General features: G+C 51.4%; 17 protein-coding genes. 6 read left to right on the top strand and 11 right to left on the bottom strand.

Translation table 11 applies throughout. The features are described 5' to 3' along the window. Positions 1 to 23 precede the first annotated feature (23 nt). From ACZ5N7_RS01390 to ACZ5N7_RS01370, 5 genes are all read right to left on the bottom strand, one after another. A complete protein-coding gene (locus ACZ5N7_RS01390; RefSeq protein WP_464656719.1) occupies positions 24 to 461 on the bottom strand; it encodes a MarR family winged helix-turn-helix transcriptional regulator in 438 nt (145 codons plus the stop codon). A gap of 179 nt (positions 462 to 640) precedes the next feature. Then, entirely contained in the window at positions 641 to 2,377 is a 1,737-nt protein-coding gene (ptsP, locus tag ACZ5N7_RS01385; protein ID WP_464656717.1) for a phosphoenolpyruvate--protein phosphotransferase, read from the bottom strand. A 2-nt stretch (positions 2,378 to 2,379) separates the two neighbouring features. After that, positions 2,380 to 2,658: an HPr family phosphocarrier protein gene (locus ACZ5N7_RS01380; RefSeq protein ID WP_464656715.1), complete on the bottom strand. Its 279-nt coding sequence runs from the start codon at positions 2,656 to 2,658 to the stop codon at positions 2,380 to 2,382. Between the two features lie 25 nt (positions 2,659 to 2,683). Next, the gene (gene nagE, locus ACZ5N7_RS01375) at positions 2,684 to 4,180 is read right to left on the bottom strand and encodes an N-acetylglucosamine-specific PTS transporter subunit IIBC (protein ID WP_464656713.1); all 1,497 of its coding nucleotides are present in this window, start codon (positions 4,178 to 4,180) and stop codon (positions 2,684 to 2,686) included. Positions 4,181 to 4,268: 88 nt separating this feature from the next. Next, positions 4,269 to 4,763, bottom strand: coding sequence for a PTS sugar transporter subunit IIA (locus ACZ5N7_RS01370; RefSeq protein WP_464656711.1), 495 nt, complete (start codon positions 4,761 to 4,763; stop codon positions 4,269 to 4,271). A gap of 299 nt (positions 4,764 to 5,062) precedes the next feature. On the opposite strand from ACZ5N7_RS01370, the gene ACZ5N7_RS01365 reads away from it, so the two are divergent. From ACZ5N7_RS01365 to nagA, 3 genes are read left to right on the top strand one after another with little or no spacing between them, the layout of a single operon-like run. Continuing rightward, complete coding sequence (locus ACZ5N7_RS01365; RefSeq protein ID WP_464656709.1) at positions 5,063 to 5,926, top strand: MurR/RpiR family transcriptional regulator; 864 nt, start codon at positions 5,063 to 5,065, stop codon at positions 5,924 to 5,926. Positions 5,927 to 5,931: 5 nt separating this feature from the next. Further along, a complete protein-coding gene (nagB, locus tag ACZ5N7_RS01360) occupies positions 5,932 to 6,663 on the top strand; it encodes a glucosamine-6-phosphate deaminase (RefSeq protein WP_464656707.1) in 732 nt (243 codons plus the stop codon). Continuing rightward, a complete protein-coding gene (gene nagA / locus ACZ5N7_RS01355) occupies positions 6,660 to 7,901 on the top strand; it encodes an N-acetylglucosamine-6-phosphate deacetylase (RefSeq protein WP_464656705.1) in 1,242 nt (413 codons plus the stop codon). Before nagB ends, nagA begins: the two co-directional genes overlap by 4 nt. Positions 7,902 to 8,224: 323 nt before the next feature. Here the strand turns inward: nagA and recQ are convergent, their stop codons facing one another. After that, positions 8,225 to 10,510: a DNA helicase RecQ gene (gene recQ, locus ACZ5N7_RS01350; protein WP_464656703.1), complete on the bottom strand. Its 2,286-nt coding sequence runs from the start codon at positions 10,508 to 10,510 to the stop codon at positions 8,225 to 8,227. Positions 10,511 to 10,643: 133 nt separating this feature from the next. On the opposite strand from recQ, the gene ACZ5N7_RS01345 reads away from it, so the two are divergent. Continuing rightward, the gene (locus ACZ5N7_RS01345) at positions 10,644 to 11,027 is read left to right on the top strand and encodes a hypothetical protein (RefSeq protein WP_464656701.1); all 384 of its coding nucleotides are present in this window, start codon (positions 10,644 to 10,646) and stop codon (positions 11,025 to 11,027) included. Positions 11,028 to 11,127: 100 nt separating this feature from the next. Here the strand turns inward: ACZ5N7_RS01345 and ACZ5N7_RS01340 are convergent, their stop codons facing one another. The 4 genes from ACZ5N7_RS01340 to ACZ5N7_RS01325 all read right to left on the bottom strand — a co-directional run bounded on the left by ACZ5N7_RS01340 (position 11,128) and on the right by ACZ5N7_RS01325 (position 14,312). Then, complete coding sequence (locus tag ACZ5N7_RS01340; RefSeq protein ID WP_464656699.1) at positions 11,128 to 12,669, bottom strand: hypothetical protein; 1,542 nt, start codon at positions 12,667 to 12,669, stop codon at positions 11,128 to 11,130. A gap of 214 nt (positions 12,670 to 12,883) precedes the next feature. After that, positions 12,884 to 13,180: a hypothetical protein gene (locus tag ACZ5N7_RS01335; RefSeq protein WP_464656697.1), complete on the bottom strand. Its 297-nt coding sequence runs from the start codon at positions 13,178 to 13,180 to the stop codon at positions 12,884 to 12,886. Further along, positions 13,164 to 13,307: a hypothetical protein gene (locus tag ACZ5N7_RS01330; protein WP_464656695.1), complete on the bottom strand. Its 144-nt coding sequence runs from the start codon at positions 13,305 to 13,307 to the stop codon at positions 13,164 to 13,166. Before ACZ5N7_RS01330 ends, ACZ5N7_RS01335 begins: the two co-directional genes overlap by 17 nt. 33 nt (positions 13,308 to 13,340) lie before the next feature. Continuing rightward, positions 13,341 to 14,312, bottom strand: a complete 972-nt coding sequence (locus ACZ5N7_RS01325; RefSeq protein ID WP_464656693.1) for a phosphotransferase — start codon at positions 14,310 to 14,312, stop codon at positions 13,341 to 13,343. 91 nt (positions 14,313 to 14,403) lie between these two features. On the opposite strand from ACZ5N7_RS01325, the gene ACZ5N7_RS01320 reads away from it, so the two are divergent. Together ACZ5N7_RS01320 and ACZ5N7_RS01315 are read left to right on the top strand one after the other, a co-directional pair. Next, a complete protein-coding gene (locus tag ACZ5N7_RS01320; RefSeq protein ID WP_464656691.1) occupies positions 14,404 to 14,574 on the top strand; it encodes a hypothetical protein in 171 nt (56 codons plus the stop codon). A gap of 420 nt (positions 14,575 to 14,994) precedes the next feature. Beyond that, complete coding sequence (locus tag ACZ5N7_RS01315) at positions 14,995 to 16,767, top strand: metallophosphoesterase family protein (protein ID WP_464656689.1); 1,773 nt, start codon at positions 14,995 to 14,997, stop codon at positions 16,765 to 16,767. Positions 16,768 to 16,849: 82 nt separating this feature from the next. On the opposite strand, the gene ACZ5N7_RS01310 is transcribed toward ACZ5N7_RS01315, so the two are convergent. Next, positions 16,850 to 18,436 carry a methyl-accepting chemotaxis protein gene (locus tag ACZ5N7_RS01310; RefSeq protein ID WP_464656687.1) on the bottom strand — a complete coding sequence of 529 codons (1,587 nt, stop codon included), beginning with the start codon at positions 18,434 to 18,436 and terminating at the stop codon, positions 16,850 to 16,852. Positions 18,437 to 18,807 lie beyond the last annotated feature (371 nt).

Genomic DNA, 18,807 nt, shown 5'->3' with positions numbered 1-18,807 from the left:
TTTCTCCACTCTCTGCACCTCTTTTATTCTTTTAGTTGAAATTGGGCAATTTTTTCCAGTATCCCAAGAAATTCCTCAATCTGCTCCGGGCTAAATTGGGATAAATGCTGATGGATAGCCTGTTTTCTCATTTCCTGCAGTTTGTCCAGCGCTTCCCTGCCTTCACTGGTAAGCTTCACCAATACGACCCTGCGGTCATTCTCGTCATTCTTTCTTTCGACAAATCCGCGGGCGACCATTCGGTCGATCATAACGGTTATGGCGCTGGGTTTTACCTCGATCTTCTCGGCCAGCCTCGATACTTTGCAGCTTCCGTACTCAGAGATAAGGTAAAGGACATAGAACTGAGGCCCTGTTAAACCGGCATCCATCCTTTCAATCAATTCATGCCCTAGCTTTCGTGCGGTTTGAAACAATGCGTTTTGGAACCTGTCAATGTTCTGCTCCTCTTTGGCATCCATCGCCTTACACCTCTATTGTTATACTGTATAATATTTAAATTGTTTAACAATTAAATAATAACACTATTTTATAAAAAAGCAATATCGGCAAGCAAAAAAAAAAAAACGAATGGATTATCGTCACCAAACCAGTGAGCAATCCACACGTTGAGCAAATCCACACGTTTTTTTGGGCAGCGCTAAACATATTCCAGGATTTCGGGCACCTGCCGTTCCACGTGCTTTTTAATTTCCTCCGCATCACCGAACTGAAGGACAGCTGCAGCCAGTCCCTTCATTTGTTCCTGCTTCAAGCCGCTGATCAAGGCTCTCGTCCTGAGGATAGACCGGGAGCTCATGCTGAATTCATCCAATCCCATCCCTAGCAGAATCGGCACGGCGTGAGGCTGGCCGGCCATTTCGCCGCACATTCCAACCCATTTGCCGTTGTCATGCGCCGCCCGAATGACCCCTTGAATCAAACGCAGCACCGATGGGTTCAAAGCATCATTCAAATGCGACACCTTCTCGTTCATCCGGTCCGCCGCCATCGTATACTGTACCAGATCGTTGGTTCCTATAGAGAAAAAATCGACCTCTTTGGCAAATTGATCTGCGAGCAAAGCCGCAGCAGGGATTTCGATCATAATGCCGGTTTCTATATCGGGAGAGTACTTTATGCCTTCACGGTCTAGCTCCTCCCTGGCCTCCTGCAGCAGAGAGGCGGCTTTGCGCCATTCCGACAAAGTGGCGACCATCGGAAACATGATCTTTATATTCCCGAACGCGCTAGCCCGCAGAATCGCCCGCAGCTGGGTCTTGAACAGCTCCGGCTCTTCCAGGCAGATTCGAATGGCCCTGTAGCCCAGAAAAGGGTTGTCCTCCTTGGCCAGGTTAAGAATGGGCAGCTCCTTGTCTCCTCCTATATCCATCGTCCTGATTACAACCGGGGCTTCGGCTCCGAATTCTTTCACAACTTCAGCATAGCTGCTCAGCTGCTCCTCTTCGGTCGGCAGGGTGTCCCTGCCCATGTACAGAAACTCCGTCCTGAACAAGCCTACCCCTTCCGCCCCGTTCTTTTTGGCGGTTTGGGCGTCCTGACTAGAACCGATATTCGATACCAGCTCTACCTGTTTGCCGTCTGCGGACACCGTTTTCTTACCAAAAAATGGTTGGAATCTCTCGGTAGAGGCATTGTTTTTCGCAACCAGGCTCCGGAAGCGGGCGACCAGTTCCTGATCGGGGTTTACATAGACCTTCCCTTCGTTTCCGTCAATCGCCACGATCTGGCCGTCCGGAATGGAAGCAAGCGAATCGCCTATTCCCGAGACCGCCGGCACTCCCAAGGAGCGGGCCATAATGGCGGAGTGCGATGTTTTGCCCCCGACTTTGGTCACAAATCCCCCGAATACCTCGGGATCCAGCTGGGCGGTCTGGGAAGGCGTCAATTCCTCGGCGATCAGGATGATTTTCTCGTTCCCTGCAGACAATGTCTCCTCCGTCCCGCCGTCAAGATTCCTGATGATCCTTTGGCTCACATCCCGAATGTCGGCTGTCCGCTCGCGCAGGTAAGGATCATCGAGCCCTTCGAGCACTGCGACTACCTCGCCCATCGCTGCGGCCATCGCCGACGCGGCGTCCAGATGTTCCACGGCGATAAGCTCCTGGGCCCGGCCCACAAGCTCGTCATCCTCCAACAGCAGAAGATGTCCCTCCATAATTTCTGCCTCATCCCCGAGCCCTTTGGCGGTGAGGTCCGAAGCGATCCTGCCGATTTCTGCAGCGCTTCTGCTAATCGCCTTCTGAAGCCGTTCCGATTCCGCGCCTGCCTGATCCGCATCGATATATTGCTTCTCTTCTGTACGCACAGCGCTTCGCATCACCTTCGCAATGCCCAAAGCGTAACCGCCGGCGGCTCCGATTCCCTGCAGCAGCAATATCAATTCACTCCTTCAGGGGATTCTTCGGCAAGGGAGATCAGGATCTGCCCCACCGCCTTTTGTGCTTCGTTTTCCTGTTCCCCTTCCGTAACAAGCACAACGGTATCTTTATATTTGGCGGACAGCGCCAGAATACTGACCAGGCTTTTCGCGTTCAGCTGCTTGCCGTCCTTTTCGAAATATACTTTGCAAGGGTAGCTCTTCGCGGTCTCCACAATTTTTTTGGCCGGTCTCACGTGGATCCCCAGCCTGCTTTCAATCACATACTCATTTCTCAAAAAGATCACTCCTGTCGGAAAAAGCTTATTTTAGTTTGTTCATTTCGTCCTTGATCCGTTCGGCCTGCGGCCCGAATATCGCTTGGACCGCTCCGTTCCCTAGACGGATGACACCGGAAGCGCCCAGCTTCTTCAGCTTTGCGTCATCTACGGCCTTATCGTCCTTGACCACCATTCTGAGACGGGTGATGCAGGCGTCAAGGCTGACGATATTATCATGTCCTCCGACCGCCGTGAGTACCTGCTCCGCTTTCTCGGTCATGCCGGCCTTCCCCGCTGCTCCTGCCGCCCGCTTCGAACCTGTTGCTGCAGTTGCTTTCGGCGCATCATCCTGCGGCGCTTCGATCAGTTCATCGTCTTCCCTGCCCGGAGTTTTGATGTCCAGCTTTACAATGAGGAACCGGAACAGCGCGTAATAGACGACGAAGAAAACAAGGCCGACAGGGATGATCCAGAGCGGCTTCGTCGCCAAGGGATAGTTGAGCAAGTAGTCTATCAGCCCTGCGGAGAAGCCGAATCCGTGCCTTACTCCGAGAGCCGCCATAATAAACGCCGATACCCCGGACAGGACCGCATGAATACCGAACAGCAGCGGAGCGACAAACATAAACGCAAACTCCAAAGGCTCCGTAATTCCGGTCAGGAAAGAGGCGAACGCAGTGCCGAGGAAAACGGAGGCGATGGCTTTTCTTTTGTCCGGTTTGGCCGTATGTATTATGGCCAGCGCCGCGCCGGGCAAAGCGAACATCATGATCTGGAAGAATCCGGTCATGAACAGGCCTGCCGTTTTATCTCCGGCGAAGAAACGGGTAAGGTCCCCGTGTACGGTCTTTCCTGTGGCGTCCGTGAAGGAACCGATCTGGAACCAGGCGATGGAATTGAGAATATGATGGAGCCCGAACGGAAGCAGCAGCCTGTTGCCGATCGTATAAATGGCGGCCCCTATTCCGCCCAGCCCGACTATCCAGCGTCCGAATACGTCCAGCGCATTCTGGATAGGTCCCCAGATCAAGCCCAAGATGACGGCTAACACCACCATGCTCAAAGAGGTGATGATGGGCACGAACCTTTTGCCGCTGAAAAATCCCAACCAATCGGGCAGCTGGATATTGTGGTATTTTTTGTACAGATAAGCGGCGAGCAGACCGGCAATGATACCGCCGAGAACCCCCATATCCAGCTTCGCGTCTTTACCCACGAAGGTTGTGAAAGCCGCAGGCACCTTTGCCAGAACATTCACCAGGACCTGGTAGGCGATGACCGCTGCAAGTGCGGCCACCGCATCGCCCGCCAGTCCGATGGCGACCCCGACGGCGAAGATGAGCGGCAGAAAATCGAAAATCGCCGATCCGCCCGCGGCCAGAAACGGAGCGATATAACGGTTCAGAAAAGCGCCAAAAGCCCCTAAATGAAAATCTTTCACGTAGTCGATATTTCCGAACCGCAGCAGTATGGATGCGGCCGGCAGCGTAGCGACGGGAAGCATCAGCGCTTTTCCGATTTTCTGAAGAAAGCCCAACATTTCGCATCATTCCCCTCTAAGCTAATTTGAAGAACAAACTTGGCGATTGGATCAAGCTAGGCAACAAGCTTTGACGATTGGATCAAGCTTAGGCCAATGTCGCCTTCAGAACCACACTGTCTCCGGCCTTGACCGTACCGTAAGAATGTGCGAGTTCGGACACGACATCTTCGCTGGCTATCAATACGGGGGTAATGACCGGATAGCCCGCTTTCTTGATCAGCTCGATATCGAATTCGATCAGCGTCTGCCCTTTTTTCACGGTCTCACCGGTGGCGACGCGGGCGGTGAAGCCTTTTCCGTCCAACGCGACGGTGTTCACTCCGATGTGGATGAGCAACTGAAGCCCGCTTTCGTGCTCAATAATAATCGCATGGTTCGTATGGATCATATGTGCCACTGTCGCGTCAAAAGGAGCGATAACCGTGCCTTCCGCAGGCTCGATAGCCACCCCGTCCCCCATATATTTTTGGGAAAAAGCTTCGTCAGGCACTTTCTCCAGCTGCACGGATTCCCCGGTGATCGGTGCGGTAATTTCAATAACGTTAGCTTTCGTTTTTTTGCCAAACAATTTACCCAGCATCGTATTTTTCTCCTTTATTCTTAGTTGGCACCACGCGCGGCGAGGAACTTTTTGAATTGAGTATACCTGCTCCGCGTCACCGCCCTCGAATTGTCTTAAAATGTTATTATGAAGCAGTTAAGTATAACGTTTCCCCATTGCGCAGCTTTTTATTTTAGATTCTGTTGATCTTTTTGTTCACAAGACGCATGAATATCATTTTTTTTATTGAAAATAAAGCTGTTGTCTACTATGATGTTGATGAAATTGTTTTTTAGATATTAACGCATTTTTTGAAAATCATTTTCAGGAGGATCAGAGTGTCCAGCATTATTAACGCGATTGAAGAAAAATTAGGCACACTGTCCCAAAAGGAACGGAAGCTGGCCGCATCGATTATCGAGCACCCCCGCGAGGTTGTCAGGCTGAACATCACCGATCTGGCCCGGATTTCCGATACAAGTGCCTCTACAGTGTCGCGCTTTTGCAAAAACTTTCATTTTCAGAGCTTCGCCGATTTTAAAATGAAGCTGGCGTCCGAGCTGACTCAGACTCCCGCGCACCCTGCGTCCTATCAAGATATTGTTTCGGGGAATTCGCTGCAGAATATCATTTCCGCAGTCCGCGACAACCATCTCAGGTCCATTACGGAAACGACCGTGCACCTCGATCCGGATACGCTGCAGCAGGCTTTGGACGCGCTCCTGAGGGCCCGGCAGATTGACCTGTACGGCATCTCCGGCTCTGGAATCGCAGCGCGGGACTTCTACCTGAAGCTGGTGCGCATCGGGAAAAGATCCGCCGTTTTCACCGACCCTCACATGCAGATCACTTCGGCCTCAACTTTAACGGAACAGGATGTGGCCTTTGTCATCTCGTATTCGGGGGAAACGCCGGAAGTCATCGATGCAATGGTGTGTGCAAAGGAGCGCGGAGCCACCACCATATCTCTTACGAAATACGGTGCTAACAGGCTCGCCGGGATCGCCGATATCGCTCTCTTCAATTCTTCGTTGGAGGAAGGGATCCGCAGAGGGGATATGGCTTCGAGAATCGCGCAGCTTTATGTGATAGATATTTTGTTCACCGGCATGCTCAGCGGTCAATTCGAGCAATTCGTCCCCCGTCTGGAAGATTCGTTCCAGATGGTGCAGCTTTACCGCAAATCCACGAAGGGCAGGTAATATCCATGCAATTAAGGATTTTTCGAAGCAATCAGGAGCTCAATGAGGCTGGCGCGGACATTGTGTCGGGCCTCATCCAGTTGAGCCGACACTGCGTTCTTGGGTTGGCGACGGGCAGCTCGCCCGTTGGGCTGTATGAAGAGCTGGTGAAAAGCTGCAACCGGGGAATCGTCTCTTTCAAGAACACGACAACGTTTAATTTGGATGAGTATGTGGGGCTGCCGGAGGATCATCCCGAGAGCTACCACACTTATATGAGGGAGCATTTGTTCCGCCATGTGGATTTAGACCCGGAGAGAACCCATATTCCTAACGGCAACGCGCCTGACCTGGAAGCGGAATGCCGCCGGTACAACGAGCTTCTGGAGGCGGCCAGGCAGATTGACCTGCAGATTCTCGGCATAGGGCACAACGGTCATATCGGCTTCAATGAACCCGACCACGCGCTGCTCAGCGGCACGCACATCGTGGATTTGAAGGAGCAGACCCGTAAGGCCAATGCGCGGTTCTTCTCTTCCATCGACGAAGTGCCCAAGCAGGCGCTTACGATGGGAGTCGGCACGATTCTGAAGGCGAAGACGATTTTATTAATCGTCCGCGGGGAAGACAAAGCGGAAATCGTCCACCGGGCGCTGACCGGCCGGATTACGACGGAGATTCCCGCTTCGCTGCTGCAGACCCATCCGCAGCTCATCGTTTACCTAGATTCCGGTGCAGGGAGGTTGTTTAAGCAATGAGTATCCACGATAATACTGTCATCTATAACGCTAAAGTCGTAACCGAGTCCGGCGTGCTTGAGAATGCGTATATCCGGCTTCGCGGCGGGAAAATCTCGGAGATTGGCTCGGTGCAGGACGAGTTCAAGAGCGAAGGGCCCAGCGGCGTGCGCGATGAGCTATGGGATGAGGTGTTGGGCGGAACGCAGGAAGAACTGCATAACGAGGCCAGGATCGACGCCCATCAGGGCTGGGTCATCCCAGGCTTTATCGATGTTCATGTGCATGGCGGATTCGGCCACGATTTTATGAACGCCAATGAAGAAGCGTACGAGGCGATTACCAAGTATCACTCGAAGCATGGCACAACGGGAATAATGGCGACTACGGTGACTGCCTCGCGGGAGGCTATCGAACGGGTCGTTGTCGCCGCTGATTATTTTATGGATAAGGGGTCTCCTTACGCAACTCTGCTCGGAGTCCATTTGGAAGGGCCGTTCATCAGCCCCAAGTGGCCGGGAGCACAAAACCCCAATTATATCGTGCCAGCGCAAATTCCTTGGTTGGAAGATTGGTCGGAAAGATTTCCCGAGCTTATCCGCATTGTGACGTTAGCCCCTGAAACTCCCGGGGCTCTAGATTGCATCGAATGGCTTGATGCCCACGGCATTGTCGCTTCCTGCGGGCACACCGACGCCTCATACGAGGATATCGAACTTGCCGTGTCGAGAGGCTTGAAGCATGCCGTCCATACCTTTAACGCTATGACCGGACTGCATCACCGCAAGCCGGGAACCGCAGGCGCGGTACTTACGGATGACCGCATCAGCGCGGAAGTGATCGCGGACGGACATCACGTGCATTTTGCGGCCATCAAGCTGCTCGCCAGAATGAAGCCTGCGGACCGCATGCTGCTGATCACGGACGCGATGTCTGCGGCGGGACTCGGCGACGGCGAATACGACCTCGGCGGCCTTGCGGTCGCCGTGAAAGACGGCGTTGCGCGGCTGCAGCAAGGCGGCGCTCTGGCCGGCAGCACGCTGACGATGATCGACGCGTTCCGGTTCGTCGTGCGGCAGGTCGGGCTGTCCGTCGAGGAAGCGAGCCTGATGGCCAGCGGCAATCCGGCGCGCCTGATCGGCCTCGGCGGCTCAACCGGCTCCCTTGAAGCCGGAAAGCAAGCCGATGTGCTGCTGCTGTCTGAAGATCTGGAACTGCAGCACGTGTGGGTCAAAGGCAAGCGGCTGCAATGGGATTAAGCCGCTGCCCGGCTTCTGGTATGGATGCGTACTCGCGGCTCCAACGGTGTTGGCGGGGGCAGCCAGCCGGCGGAGTTTCGCGTGGACTAAAGCCAAAACTGTTCGCTGGAGCGGCGCAACTGCGCGGCTTGCTGCGGCGTAGCCCGCTTCGCGGAAGTGCGCGCTCCTTTTTATTTTATAAAGGATTATTTTTCCGTTATTCCCGAATTCACACTGTTCCGGCAAGACATAGCGGAACGGTGACCGATTCGCTTAAGCCGAGCTTCGTTTCACGATCACTCTTTCGTTTTAAACCAAGCTTCATTTCGATTACGTCTTTCACTTTAAGCCAGGGTTCGTTTCGCAATGACCGCTTTAATGGTAAAATAATCGATTTCCTCCGGAAGCGCCTCTTTAAGCGGCTTGAGTTTCTCGGCTCCCAGTTCGTTTACTTTGGCCAAGATGACCGTCTCCTGCTCGATCGGGATAATCACGGACCAGTCGATGTCGTTTCCTTCTATGCCATATCGGATGATGTGATCCTGGATCGTCAACGTACTCATGTTTCTTTCTTTCGCAATTTCTTTCACGGTCAAGCCGTCCTGGAAAAGCCGTGCGGAAATGTGGTGGCTGGGCGGTTGAGCGGAGCCGTGGTTCATTTTGGCAGCCGATCCTCTACGCTCGGGTTGAGGCAGCGCTTCGTGTCTTGACGATCCTCGCTCGGCTTGCCCCAGCGCGTCAAAACCCGCCGATCCCCGCTCCACTTGCCCCAGCGCTTCGAATCCCGCTCCATTTCGACCGTCCCCGATCGTCGGCACTGACCGCTCCCGGCCATTGCCCCCACCGCCGGAAGACTCCTCCCTGTACGCCGCAATCTCCTGCAAAAAAAGCAGCCCGTACTTCTTCCGCTTCACCTCGCCGATTCCCTTAACGTTCATCAATTCGCTTTCATTCGCGGGCAGCTTGACACAAAGCTCCTTCAACGTACTATCGGGAAATACCGCAAAAGGCGGTATCCGCTCCTTGTCGGCCAGCCTTTTTCTTAAGGTGCGCAGCGCTTCGAACAGCCCGTCCGCCGGTTCCCTCGTTTCGCTCACCGCTATCCTCCGGTGATAGACGGACTCATTTCCTTTCAGCACCTCTGCCGCACGCTGACTTAAGCTGAGCACGGGGAATTTGCTTTCGGACAGCTGCAAAAAACCATCCGCCGCCAAAGCGTTGATCAGGTTCGCGATTTCTTTTTCCTTGTAAGCCTTCATAACTCCGTAGGTAGAAAGCTGCTGAAAGCCGAACTGCTTCACTTTCGCGTCATTGGCGCCCCGCAGCACCTTGGCCGTCAACCCGACGCCGAACCGCTGCCCCATCCGGAAGACGCAGGAAAAAATCTTCTGGGCCTCCGTCGTGATATTGACCCGTTCTTTGTCATCCGTACAGTTGGAGCACTTGCCGCATTCGCCGTATTCAAAATCGCCGAAATATTGCACGATCACTTTCTGCAGGCACAGCGAAGTATGGCAGTAGTCTATCATTTTCTTCAAGTTGCCGTATTCCGCATTCTGCCGCCCGGGATCCGAGCCCGACTGCTCGATCAAAAATTTCTGCGTCATAATGTCCTGCGGCGCAAACATCAGTATGCACTCGCTCTCTTCCCCGTCCCTTCCGGCACGGCCCGCTTCCTGGTAGTAGGCTTCGAGATTTTTCGGCAGGTTAAGGTGGATAACATACCGTACATTCGACTTATCGATCCCCATCCCAAAAGCGTTAGTCGCAACCATCACCTTCAGATCGTCGAACAGAAACATTTCCTGATTGCGGCTTCTTTCCTCTTCCGGCATACCCGCGTGGTATTTGCCCGCCTGCACGCCCCATTTCAGCAGCTGCTGATGCCAAAGATCGACCTCTTTCCTGGTGGAGGCGTACAGTATGCCCGACTGGGATTTGTTGCCGAATATATACTGATGCAGGAACTCTTTCTTGCTTTCCCCTTTTACCACCGAAAATGCCAGGTTATCACGCGAGTAGCCCGTGCGTACGATCCTTGGGCTTTTCATACGCAGATTGGCCGCGATATCGTTCATGACCTTGTCCGTCGCCGTTGCGGTGAATGCGGCAATGATCGGCCTCTCGGCAAGATGCTGCACCATTCGGGAAATGTTCATGTAGCTCGGCCTGAAATCATGCCCCCACTGGGAAATGCAGTGAGCCTCGTCCACAGCGATGAGAGGAACCCTGATACGGCTGATCAGCTCGAGAAAACGTTCGGACTCCAGACGTTCCGGAGCGATATAGACGATCTTGTAGTCGCCATGCAGAATTTGGCCGCACCGCTTGTCGATCTGGGAGGAAGTCATTGTACTGTTTATAAAAGCGGCCGGAATGCCCATCGAATTGAGCACATCCACCTGGTCCTTAATCAGCGAAATGAGCGGCGAGACGACCAACGTCACCCCGTCCAGCAGCAGGGAAGGAAGCTGGTAGCAGATCGATTTCCCGCCCCCGGTCGGCATGATCCCCAGACAATCCCGGCCTTCAAGAATGCCGGCCACAAGCTCCTCCTGCCCTTTTTTGAATGAGGAATAGCCGTAGTATTGTTTTAAAAGCTTTAACGCTTCCTGAAGCAAAATATACACCTCTTGCATTCACCCCATTGCTCGGGGGCTTTTTCAATATTATATCATTTTGGGACATTTTTTCACCAACAGGCGGTTGGGCGAATACACTGCATCGTGATAAAAGCACAAATCGACAGGAGATGAGAGAACAATGACACCAATACAAGATGAGCTTGCAGTTTCTCCGTATGAAATTTCGGGTAATGCGGGCTTTAATCCTTTTGTTTCTTCCATTGAGCGATCCTACGGCATGTTCGGAGGAAGCGCTTATGGCGGATACGACATGGGCTACGGCGGTTATCCGACCGGCGGTGGTTACGCGGGAATGGGAATGTACGGCGGTTATCCGCATCAGGGCGTTTATGGCGGCGGCTATGCAGGAACGGGAATGTACGGCGGTTATCCGTTTGGAGGTTCGTATGGGGGTATGTACGGCGGCTACCCGCAGCAGGGAGTTTACGGCGGCGGCTATACAGGAACAGGAATGTACAGCGGGACTTATCCTTATTCCCAGTACCGGCCAATCTTCTGGTAATCAGGCTCCGCGCACAAAAACAAGACCAAAGCGGGGACGGAGCATACAGTCCGTTTCCTTCTTTGGTCTTTTCTCGTTTGCAGCATGCACGGGCTCCCGCTCAATGTCCAACCAGATAATCGTGCAAAAAACGGAGCCTCACGAGCAGCTGGCCTATAGTGTCTCTTCCGACAGAGCAGCGCAAGGCATTGTCGCTTCCGCCCGAAGCAGAGACGGCATTCAGGCGGAACGTATCGAAGCCGAAGCTGCCCCCGGAAACGAAATGCAGTTCAGGCGGCGCGGAAGCCGCCAAACGGTCGATCCACTGCTGATAGTCCGCCTCGGAGTAACCGTCATCCTTCCTGATATAAAATACGGAACCGATCCAGGGGCGGTCATCAATCACATACCGGGGCGACGGCTCGACAGAAAGGTAATACCGGCGGATATGCCCTCTTTCCTTCATATAATTGAGAAAAGCGTAAAACCAATGGGCGTTGCGGTTCAGCCGTCTTAATCTGGCCTTGACCCGGCCCTCGTGGGGAGCGGGGATCATCCGGACGAGCGTTGGATCCGGTGAAGCGCTCAGCATTCCCATTAGGTCGACCCAGCGTTTCACCGCTTCCCCGTCCTGCTGCAGCTGCCGCCCTGCTGCGGCCACAAACCCTATATTGGCCAAGTCCAGGCCGTATTGGTAATATTTGATGCCGCTTTCGACGGCAACCAGCACCACGTGGGCGGGCAGTTTGTCCCCGTACCGCTCGAACAGCGGATTGGCCAAGCTTGTGAGCGTGCGATCGACGATGACATACAGCGGTTCCTTTTGCCGGTGCCGCTGCAGTTTGACGAACAGAATTTCCAGGTCGACGGCAGGCCTCACAGGCCAGCATACAGCCGGATCGACCAGCAAGCAGCCGACAGGTTCCTGCGAGTCCAGCTTTCGATAGATTTCATCCGCTGTCAGCTCCTTGGGCTCTTTCATCAAAGCTCTTGCCAAGTCCGCTCCCTCGCAATAAAAACCGCTCTGGTAATAAAGCGGATACGCTTCACCGGTATGTGTTTTATAAGCGATTAAAGCCACTTCCAGCGCCTTCATCCCTGAGGTGGTCAGAAAGCCCACACTGCGCTGACGGCAATCGTAAGACATCGGAAAGAACTGCTCCGCAAACCGCCGCTCATACGATTTGACGAATTCACTGCCATAGCTTCGCATGTAAGTCCCCTGCTCCTCTTGCATGTAGCCTACCTCAGCGGACGCTTCAGGTTCTTGGTCGGACAGAAGCTTGCAGGGAGTCTGCCAATCGCTCCCGGACAGCATCGGGCCAAGCTGCTTCAATAAGGTGCGGATTTCATATTTTAGCGTAATGTACCGGTCAAAGCCGCATCCCATCGGATGGAGGTCATAGTGCGCCAGCTCCGCCAACAGCTGGTCCGCCCGGTGCCGGAAAGCGCCGCTTAACTCTTTTTCAAACCGGCGGTCCGGAAACTGCTCCCGATACGCGTTCAGCTCCTCATTCACTTCCTGCAAAAACCACCGCAGCTCGCCTAAATCAGCTTTTCTCTCCTTCACTTCCTGATGCTCGTCGGTGCCCGGTGAACTGCCGGAAAAGAAAGACTCCCAATCGAATGTCCGCGGTGTCGACCCGATCATGTGCATCACCATTTTCTCTCTCCATCGATTGATGTATTTATGTACTCATTTACCCTTTAGAGCCGCGAATAAAGCATATACGTCGCATCATATTGCAAGCTTTAACGACGTGAGACTGTGAAAAGGATACTATGTCCATGGAAGGAAAGGAGGATGATCATGCCCTGAAGGCGGAAATTCGAACACTATAACACTTCCAGCAATACGGTAATTCGTGCAATCAAGTTCAACCGAGCTTTTTCTTTCTAACCGCCGGCCTGCCTGCATCATCAAGAAACAACTGGTTGGAAGGGTCGTTCTTCAGCCTCACGTTGAACAGCTTCAGCTCTTTCTCGTCAATTTCCCAAATTTCCCAGTTGTCGGGTTCCGCTTCGTTCCGTTCCGTGAGAAAGCTCTCCCTCCCCGTTCGAGCTTCTTCTTCCGACTCCCAATATTTTGTCCCGTAATACTCCAAATTGTAGTGATTTACCAGCCTGCAGGTATAGATTCGCGACGTAAGACCATGTTTAAGTACAAAAGGCACAGCTTTTCCCCTCCGATACTTTTTTACTGCCACCGATAAAAGACAAATCTTCTATGTTTACTCCAAATTTATTGGCGCCGTCCAGAAGAATCCTTTCGTTGAATAACTCCTTAACTTCATTTTCCACAACGGCCATCCTCTTTCAACAAGCTTTGCTGCCTTAAACATCACCCAACAGCGCTTCCAACTCCTGATGATTTTCAGCAAGCCAAATCATTTCCTTCGCAAAACGGGCAGGAGGCACACTGTGCTCATCCATGTCGGGATTGATCCACCAAGTGCTTTCCATATACCACAATAGCCGCAGCGCACTTGTCAAAAAACCTCGCGCGATAGAACGCTCCTCTCTATATCCCTCCATGAAACCCAGAACAATAGACGCATTGATTTTATCGCCGTCCAACGCTCCGGACAGAACGGCGCGGGCCGCATCAAGCTGCGGATAATCGTACTTCAACCGGTCAAAATCGAGTACAGCGCTTACACGGTCTTCTGTAAACAAAAGATTGTCCGCCCAGAGATCGCGATGCGACCAACCGGTTGCATTTAAATCAAACACTTCCATATTAATCGTTTCGGTTGTTATGTATTGAGTTTCAATCGCAGGCAGCAGCCAAGTTTTACCCGCCTCATCCGCTTTGTTCCCTACTAATTTCCAATGGTCCAACCGTTCCTCGCGGCTCGGCGGAATAAATTGAGGGCTGCTCTTCCTCCCTGACGTTCCGTCGTTTAACAAACGGTGCATACGGCCAGTGACTCGTCCCAAGTCGTACATTTGATGACCATTTAATTTACCCGCAGGAATCATACTGCCTTCACAGTACTCCATTAGCACAAACTTCTCGCCATTGCCTGATTCAAGCAAAACGTCACCCTGATACGCAATGAGCTTAGGGCAAGGCAGGCCGTGACCGTGTAATCTTATCTGCTCTGAGAATGCGTACAAAAGATCCTCCGGATTATATAATCGGTACCTTTCCTTGTTATACTGCTTCAGCAGAAAGATACCCTTGTCCGTGGTGATTTTCCATTTTAAGTTTAACCATCCCCGTTTTATAGGTGCGGTGGCTGAGATATTCAGGCCCATTAAAGCTTGGCAGGTTTTTAAAAGATCAGCTAAAATGAATTCCATCGTTCATCTCCCCGTGTAAGACGCTCTTGGACAATTTTGTCTTATGTGAGTTACAATGTTAGAAAACCGCTGAAAGGATGCTGCAGTGCTGATGAGGACAGAAAGCCAGATCAAGAGAAAGCTGAACGAATTGGTTGTACAGAAGCAAACGCTGGAATTAAAAGGAGACGACGTCCCGCAAGATCAAATCGACCGGCTTGAGGATCAAATCTTCCTTCTCGAGTGGGTTTTGAATGAGCCCATTGGCAAGTATCATGCTTGATCGCCGGACCTCAATTTAACAGGCAGGCCGTCGACTCGGTAAATTTTTCCGCCCACTCACAAAAAGAAAGCTCGTTATCCCAAGTCACGCGATGAATAGCCTTGGCGCATCCCCAGTCTAACACCCGTTGATGAAGCATATGGACTCTAAAACGTTCTGTGAAGGCTTCTTTTGTTGCAGAACCATTCAAATAAACGGCCAGAAACGTCGTGCCAGCTCTTCTTCCCCGCTCTCCAAATACATAGCCGTCACTCTGGGCAAGTCCGCCGCTGCTTCTCCTAAATTACGTAGTTACTTCTTGAAGTTGTCGGTAAATCCCTTCTTCAATCAACTCTTCCATTGCTAAACAAAAAATTAATATACACGTTACTCTCAGTTTACACTTGGTGGGTAAGTATTTAAAAAGGAGGTAATCAAACATTGAAAAACTGGTTAAGTAAAGCGGCTATCGTTCTGCTGGCGGTGTCATTTGTACCCGCAACGGCGCAGGCGATCGGCGGCCCATTGAGTACTGCGGGCGATAAGGATGGCGGAATAGGCAACAGCACGAATTACCGGCTCGAGACGCCCAATATTTCACTGAGTCCGAAAGTAAATCAAATCATCTCTCCCCTTTTTGCTTCACCGGAAATAAAAAAGAAAGGCCAAACCCTTACGATCAAGCTGGACAGCATAGGAAAAGAAGCGGGCGGCTGGACTATAAAATTAAAGCAAACCAACCTATCCTCGTTGACAAGCGAGTATGAGCTTCCCGTGCAGACGGTTGCAGCCGGTAAATCCTACTGGAGGAACAGCCCGACGATCTATGACATTACCGTCCAGATTCCGGCCCAGGTTCCTGAAAAATTGTACGATCTGGAAGTGACCTATACTGCAAACGGCAAACGGGTGACCGATAAACAACCCCATTCAGTGAAAGTGGTAGATGAATTCAAAAAGGATTTTACATTCCTTCATATGACGGATATTCACGTAGGCTCTCCAAGAAATTTAGGGGACCCGTCAGACCCGTTGGCGGCCGATCCGGCACTTGCGACGGAAGCGGGCATATGGAATCCTGACCCGGATAAACGCTGGCTCTATCTTCAAAAGGCTATCAAAGAAGTGAATCTTAAAAACCCTGACTTTGTCGTTCTTACCGGCGATCTCATTTTTGGCCAAATGAACCCGCAAGAGTATTTGTATGAGTATGAGGAAGTTTATAAAGTTCTGCAAAAGCTCAACGTGCCGGTCTATATCATCCCTGGCAACCACGACGGTTACGCGCAAGATCTTACGCTCACAGACGGATTGGAATATTGGAAGAATTACTTTGGACCTCTTTATTTTTCGTTCAATTACGGCCCTTACGCTCACTTTGTCGCCCTTAATTCATTCGATTGGGACAAAATCGACCGGAGCGGCAGCGGAACGGTTTCCGTACCAACTTGGGGCGGACAAGTTCGGAGCGAGCAGCTGCAGTGGCTGAAGGAAGACCTGGCGAAAAACGCGGCAGCGGCCCAACCAGGGCAGTTGCGCGGACTGCTTGCCCATAACAACCCGATTTTCCGTGACCGTGATCAATGGCCGCAGAGCGATCCGGAAGTGCAGTTGTATTGGAAAGAGTATGACCGCCAGCACAATCCTCAGACACCTGCCAATCTCGCTCTGGGCGAGAAGCTCGGGCAAAAATATGACCAGCTGTGGCACGGAGAAGGCGCGCGGGAAATTGTCGATTTGATGAAGCAATATCATGTGCAGATTGGCCTGCATGGGCACACGCACATCGATAATGTGACCCAGCAGGACGGCATTCTCTATACAACGACCACTGCCATAGAGCTGACGGGAAAACCGTGGATCGGATTCAGGCATTTTACGGTGAATAAGGGACAACCCACTTCGTACAACTATGAAGAGCCTGGTCATTCCATTCCGGTTTACCAATACGGCGAAACACGGAACGGTATCATGTCATTCGAAGCTAACTACACCGCTGCCAACGATGGACAAGCTTCAGCTCAGAACGCGGCCGTGACCAATCGTCTTAATAAGCCGGTTAAAGTGACCGTTCCATTCTATATGGCAGCAGGAAATTACAAGGTTTCCAACGGAACGGTAAAACAGAACTACGGCGCAGACGGGAAACAGTATTTGGAAGTTGAAGCAACCATCCCTGCCAATAGTACGCAAAACATAGCCATCCAAAAGTAAAACAAAAGGACCGCCTAATCAGGCGGTGATCCATTTCTTACTTTCCGTTTCTTCACTCAGTTCACACTGGCTCCACAACAGACTAGACTTTGAACCTGGAAACGGAACTGTTCAGATCTTCAGCCAAATGCGCAAGAGATTGGCATGCTGCGGCGGTTTCTTCGGAGGCCGCCGCAGCTTCTTCACTAGCCGCTGCAATGGATTCGACCGAAATCATAACCTCCGTAGCCTGCGCTGCTTCTTCTTCACATGCGGCCGCGATCTCATTGACTTTCTCCGAGGAATGATTTACCATTCTGACAATTTCATCAAACGCTTCTCCTGTTTGAGTAGATTGAGCGACGCTGTCGATCACAGCTGCAACACTTTGTTTCGTGTTTCCCTGCATGGCTTTTATGATGGTAGTAATCTCTTTCGTTGCTTGGCTGCTGCGTTCCGCTAACTTTCTCACCTCATCGGCTACAACGGCGAATCCCCTGCCTTGGTCCCCGGCTCTGGCAGCTTCAATCGCCGCATTTAAGGCAAGCAGATTGGTTTGTTCGGCGATATCGTCGATCACTTCAATTATGTTGCCGATTTTGTAGGAATCTTCTTCCAGCTGGGTCATACTGTCATTCACTTTTTTCATGCCCGCTACGGATGCCTTAACGACTTTGCCGCCTTCTGTGGCTGTTTGGACCGTTTGATCGGAAAGCTCAGCCGCCTGTTCGGCGCTTTTGGCAACTGAATTAATGGCTGTTAAAAGCTCCTTAAAGAGTTCTGTAATGTCGCTTGCAGATTGCGCTTGGCTTGTGCTGCCGCTTGCCACTTCCTGTGTACTTGCAGAGATTTGTTCTGAGGATGCCGCTACGCTGTGAGATGACTGAATAATCCCTCCAACCACTGCGCGCAGATTATCTACCATGTGATTAATGGCGTGAGCGAGCATTCCAATCTCGTCTTTGCTTGCTATGTCTGATTTTTCCGTTAAGTCGCCGCTGGCCACCTTGGTAACAACGGATACGATTTTGTTCAGTGGGCGGCTTATGATTATGGATATCCATATTCCAAAAAGGATGCTTAAAGCTACGACCAGGACAACGAATGTGACCGTAAAGACACGCGATTTCTGGTAGTCATTGTTGCTTTCCCTGTTCACCTGCTCAGCTTGTTTGATGTTACTCGCAATTTGTTCATCCAACGATGCTTTTAACTCGTTCCCTATTTTTGCAAAATCTCCGGTCAAGAGAGCAATGTACTCATCGTTTTGGCCGGCTTTCTTCAATTGGAGAGCGTTGTCCATTGTTTTTTTATATGACGCCCAGGTTGCATCAATTTTTTGCAGAGCGGATTGTCTGGAGGCGGAGCTGTCGATCTTTCTGAACGAATTGAGGTTTTCTTCTACAGCTTTAACCATGCCCTCTATATCCTTAATCTTTTTACTTTGGTCATCTTCGTTTTTATAAATCGCTATATCGCGCACGGCAACCCGAATTCTCGTATAATTCACTGTCGCCTGATTCATATACTGTACGGAAAGCAGGTTATTGGAGTATATGAGGTTTAATCTTTCGTTGGATCTCTGCATGTTTAATAATCCGTTGAACCCGATAATACCCGCAAGGATTGCGGTCAGTATAAAAGCAGATAATAGTTTTGTAGTCGTCTTCAAATTAATATACCATTTCATGTGTTCTAACCCCCATTGTTATGTTCGTCACCCAATACTCAAATAATGAAACTTCGTATTAAAAATCAAGCGTCAATGCTTATTTGGAAAACATGCTTTACAGTTGATCCATAAAAATATACAGCTTCTCTCCTCCAGACGGCAACCCTGACTTGGATGAGGAAACTGCGACTTTATTCCAACCTCGAATAATGTTTTCCAACATTTAACGAATTCCAACTGTGAAGATAATAATAAAGCGCAACCGACATATTAGTCAACCAAAAAATTAGGTGCTTCCGCAAATAAGATTGTGTTCTCCGAAGAAGCACCCCAACGCAAAAAAAAGGCGATTCCCCAAACCGGAACCCGGGCTCTAACCCGTAATTTCG

Source organism: Paenibacillus sp. JCM 18996 (assembly GCF_055392555.1).
Note: the sequence above shows the minus strand (reverse complement) of the source record. Positions and strands in the feature narration are given on the sequence as shown.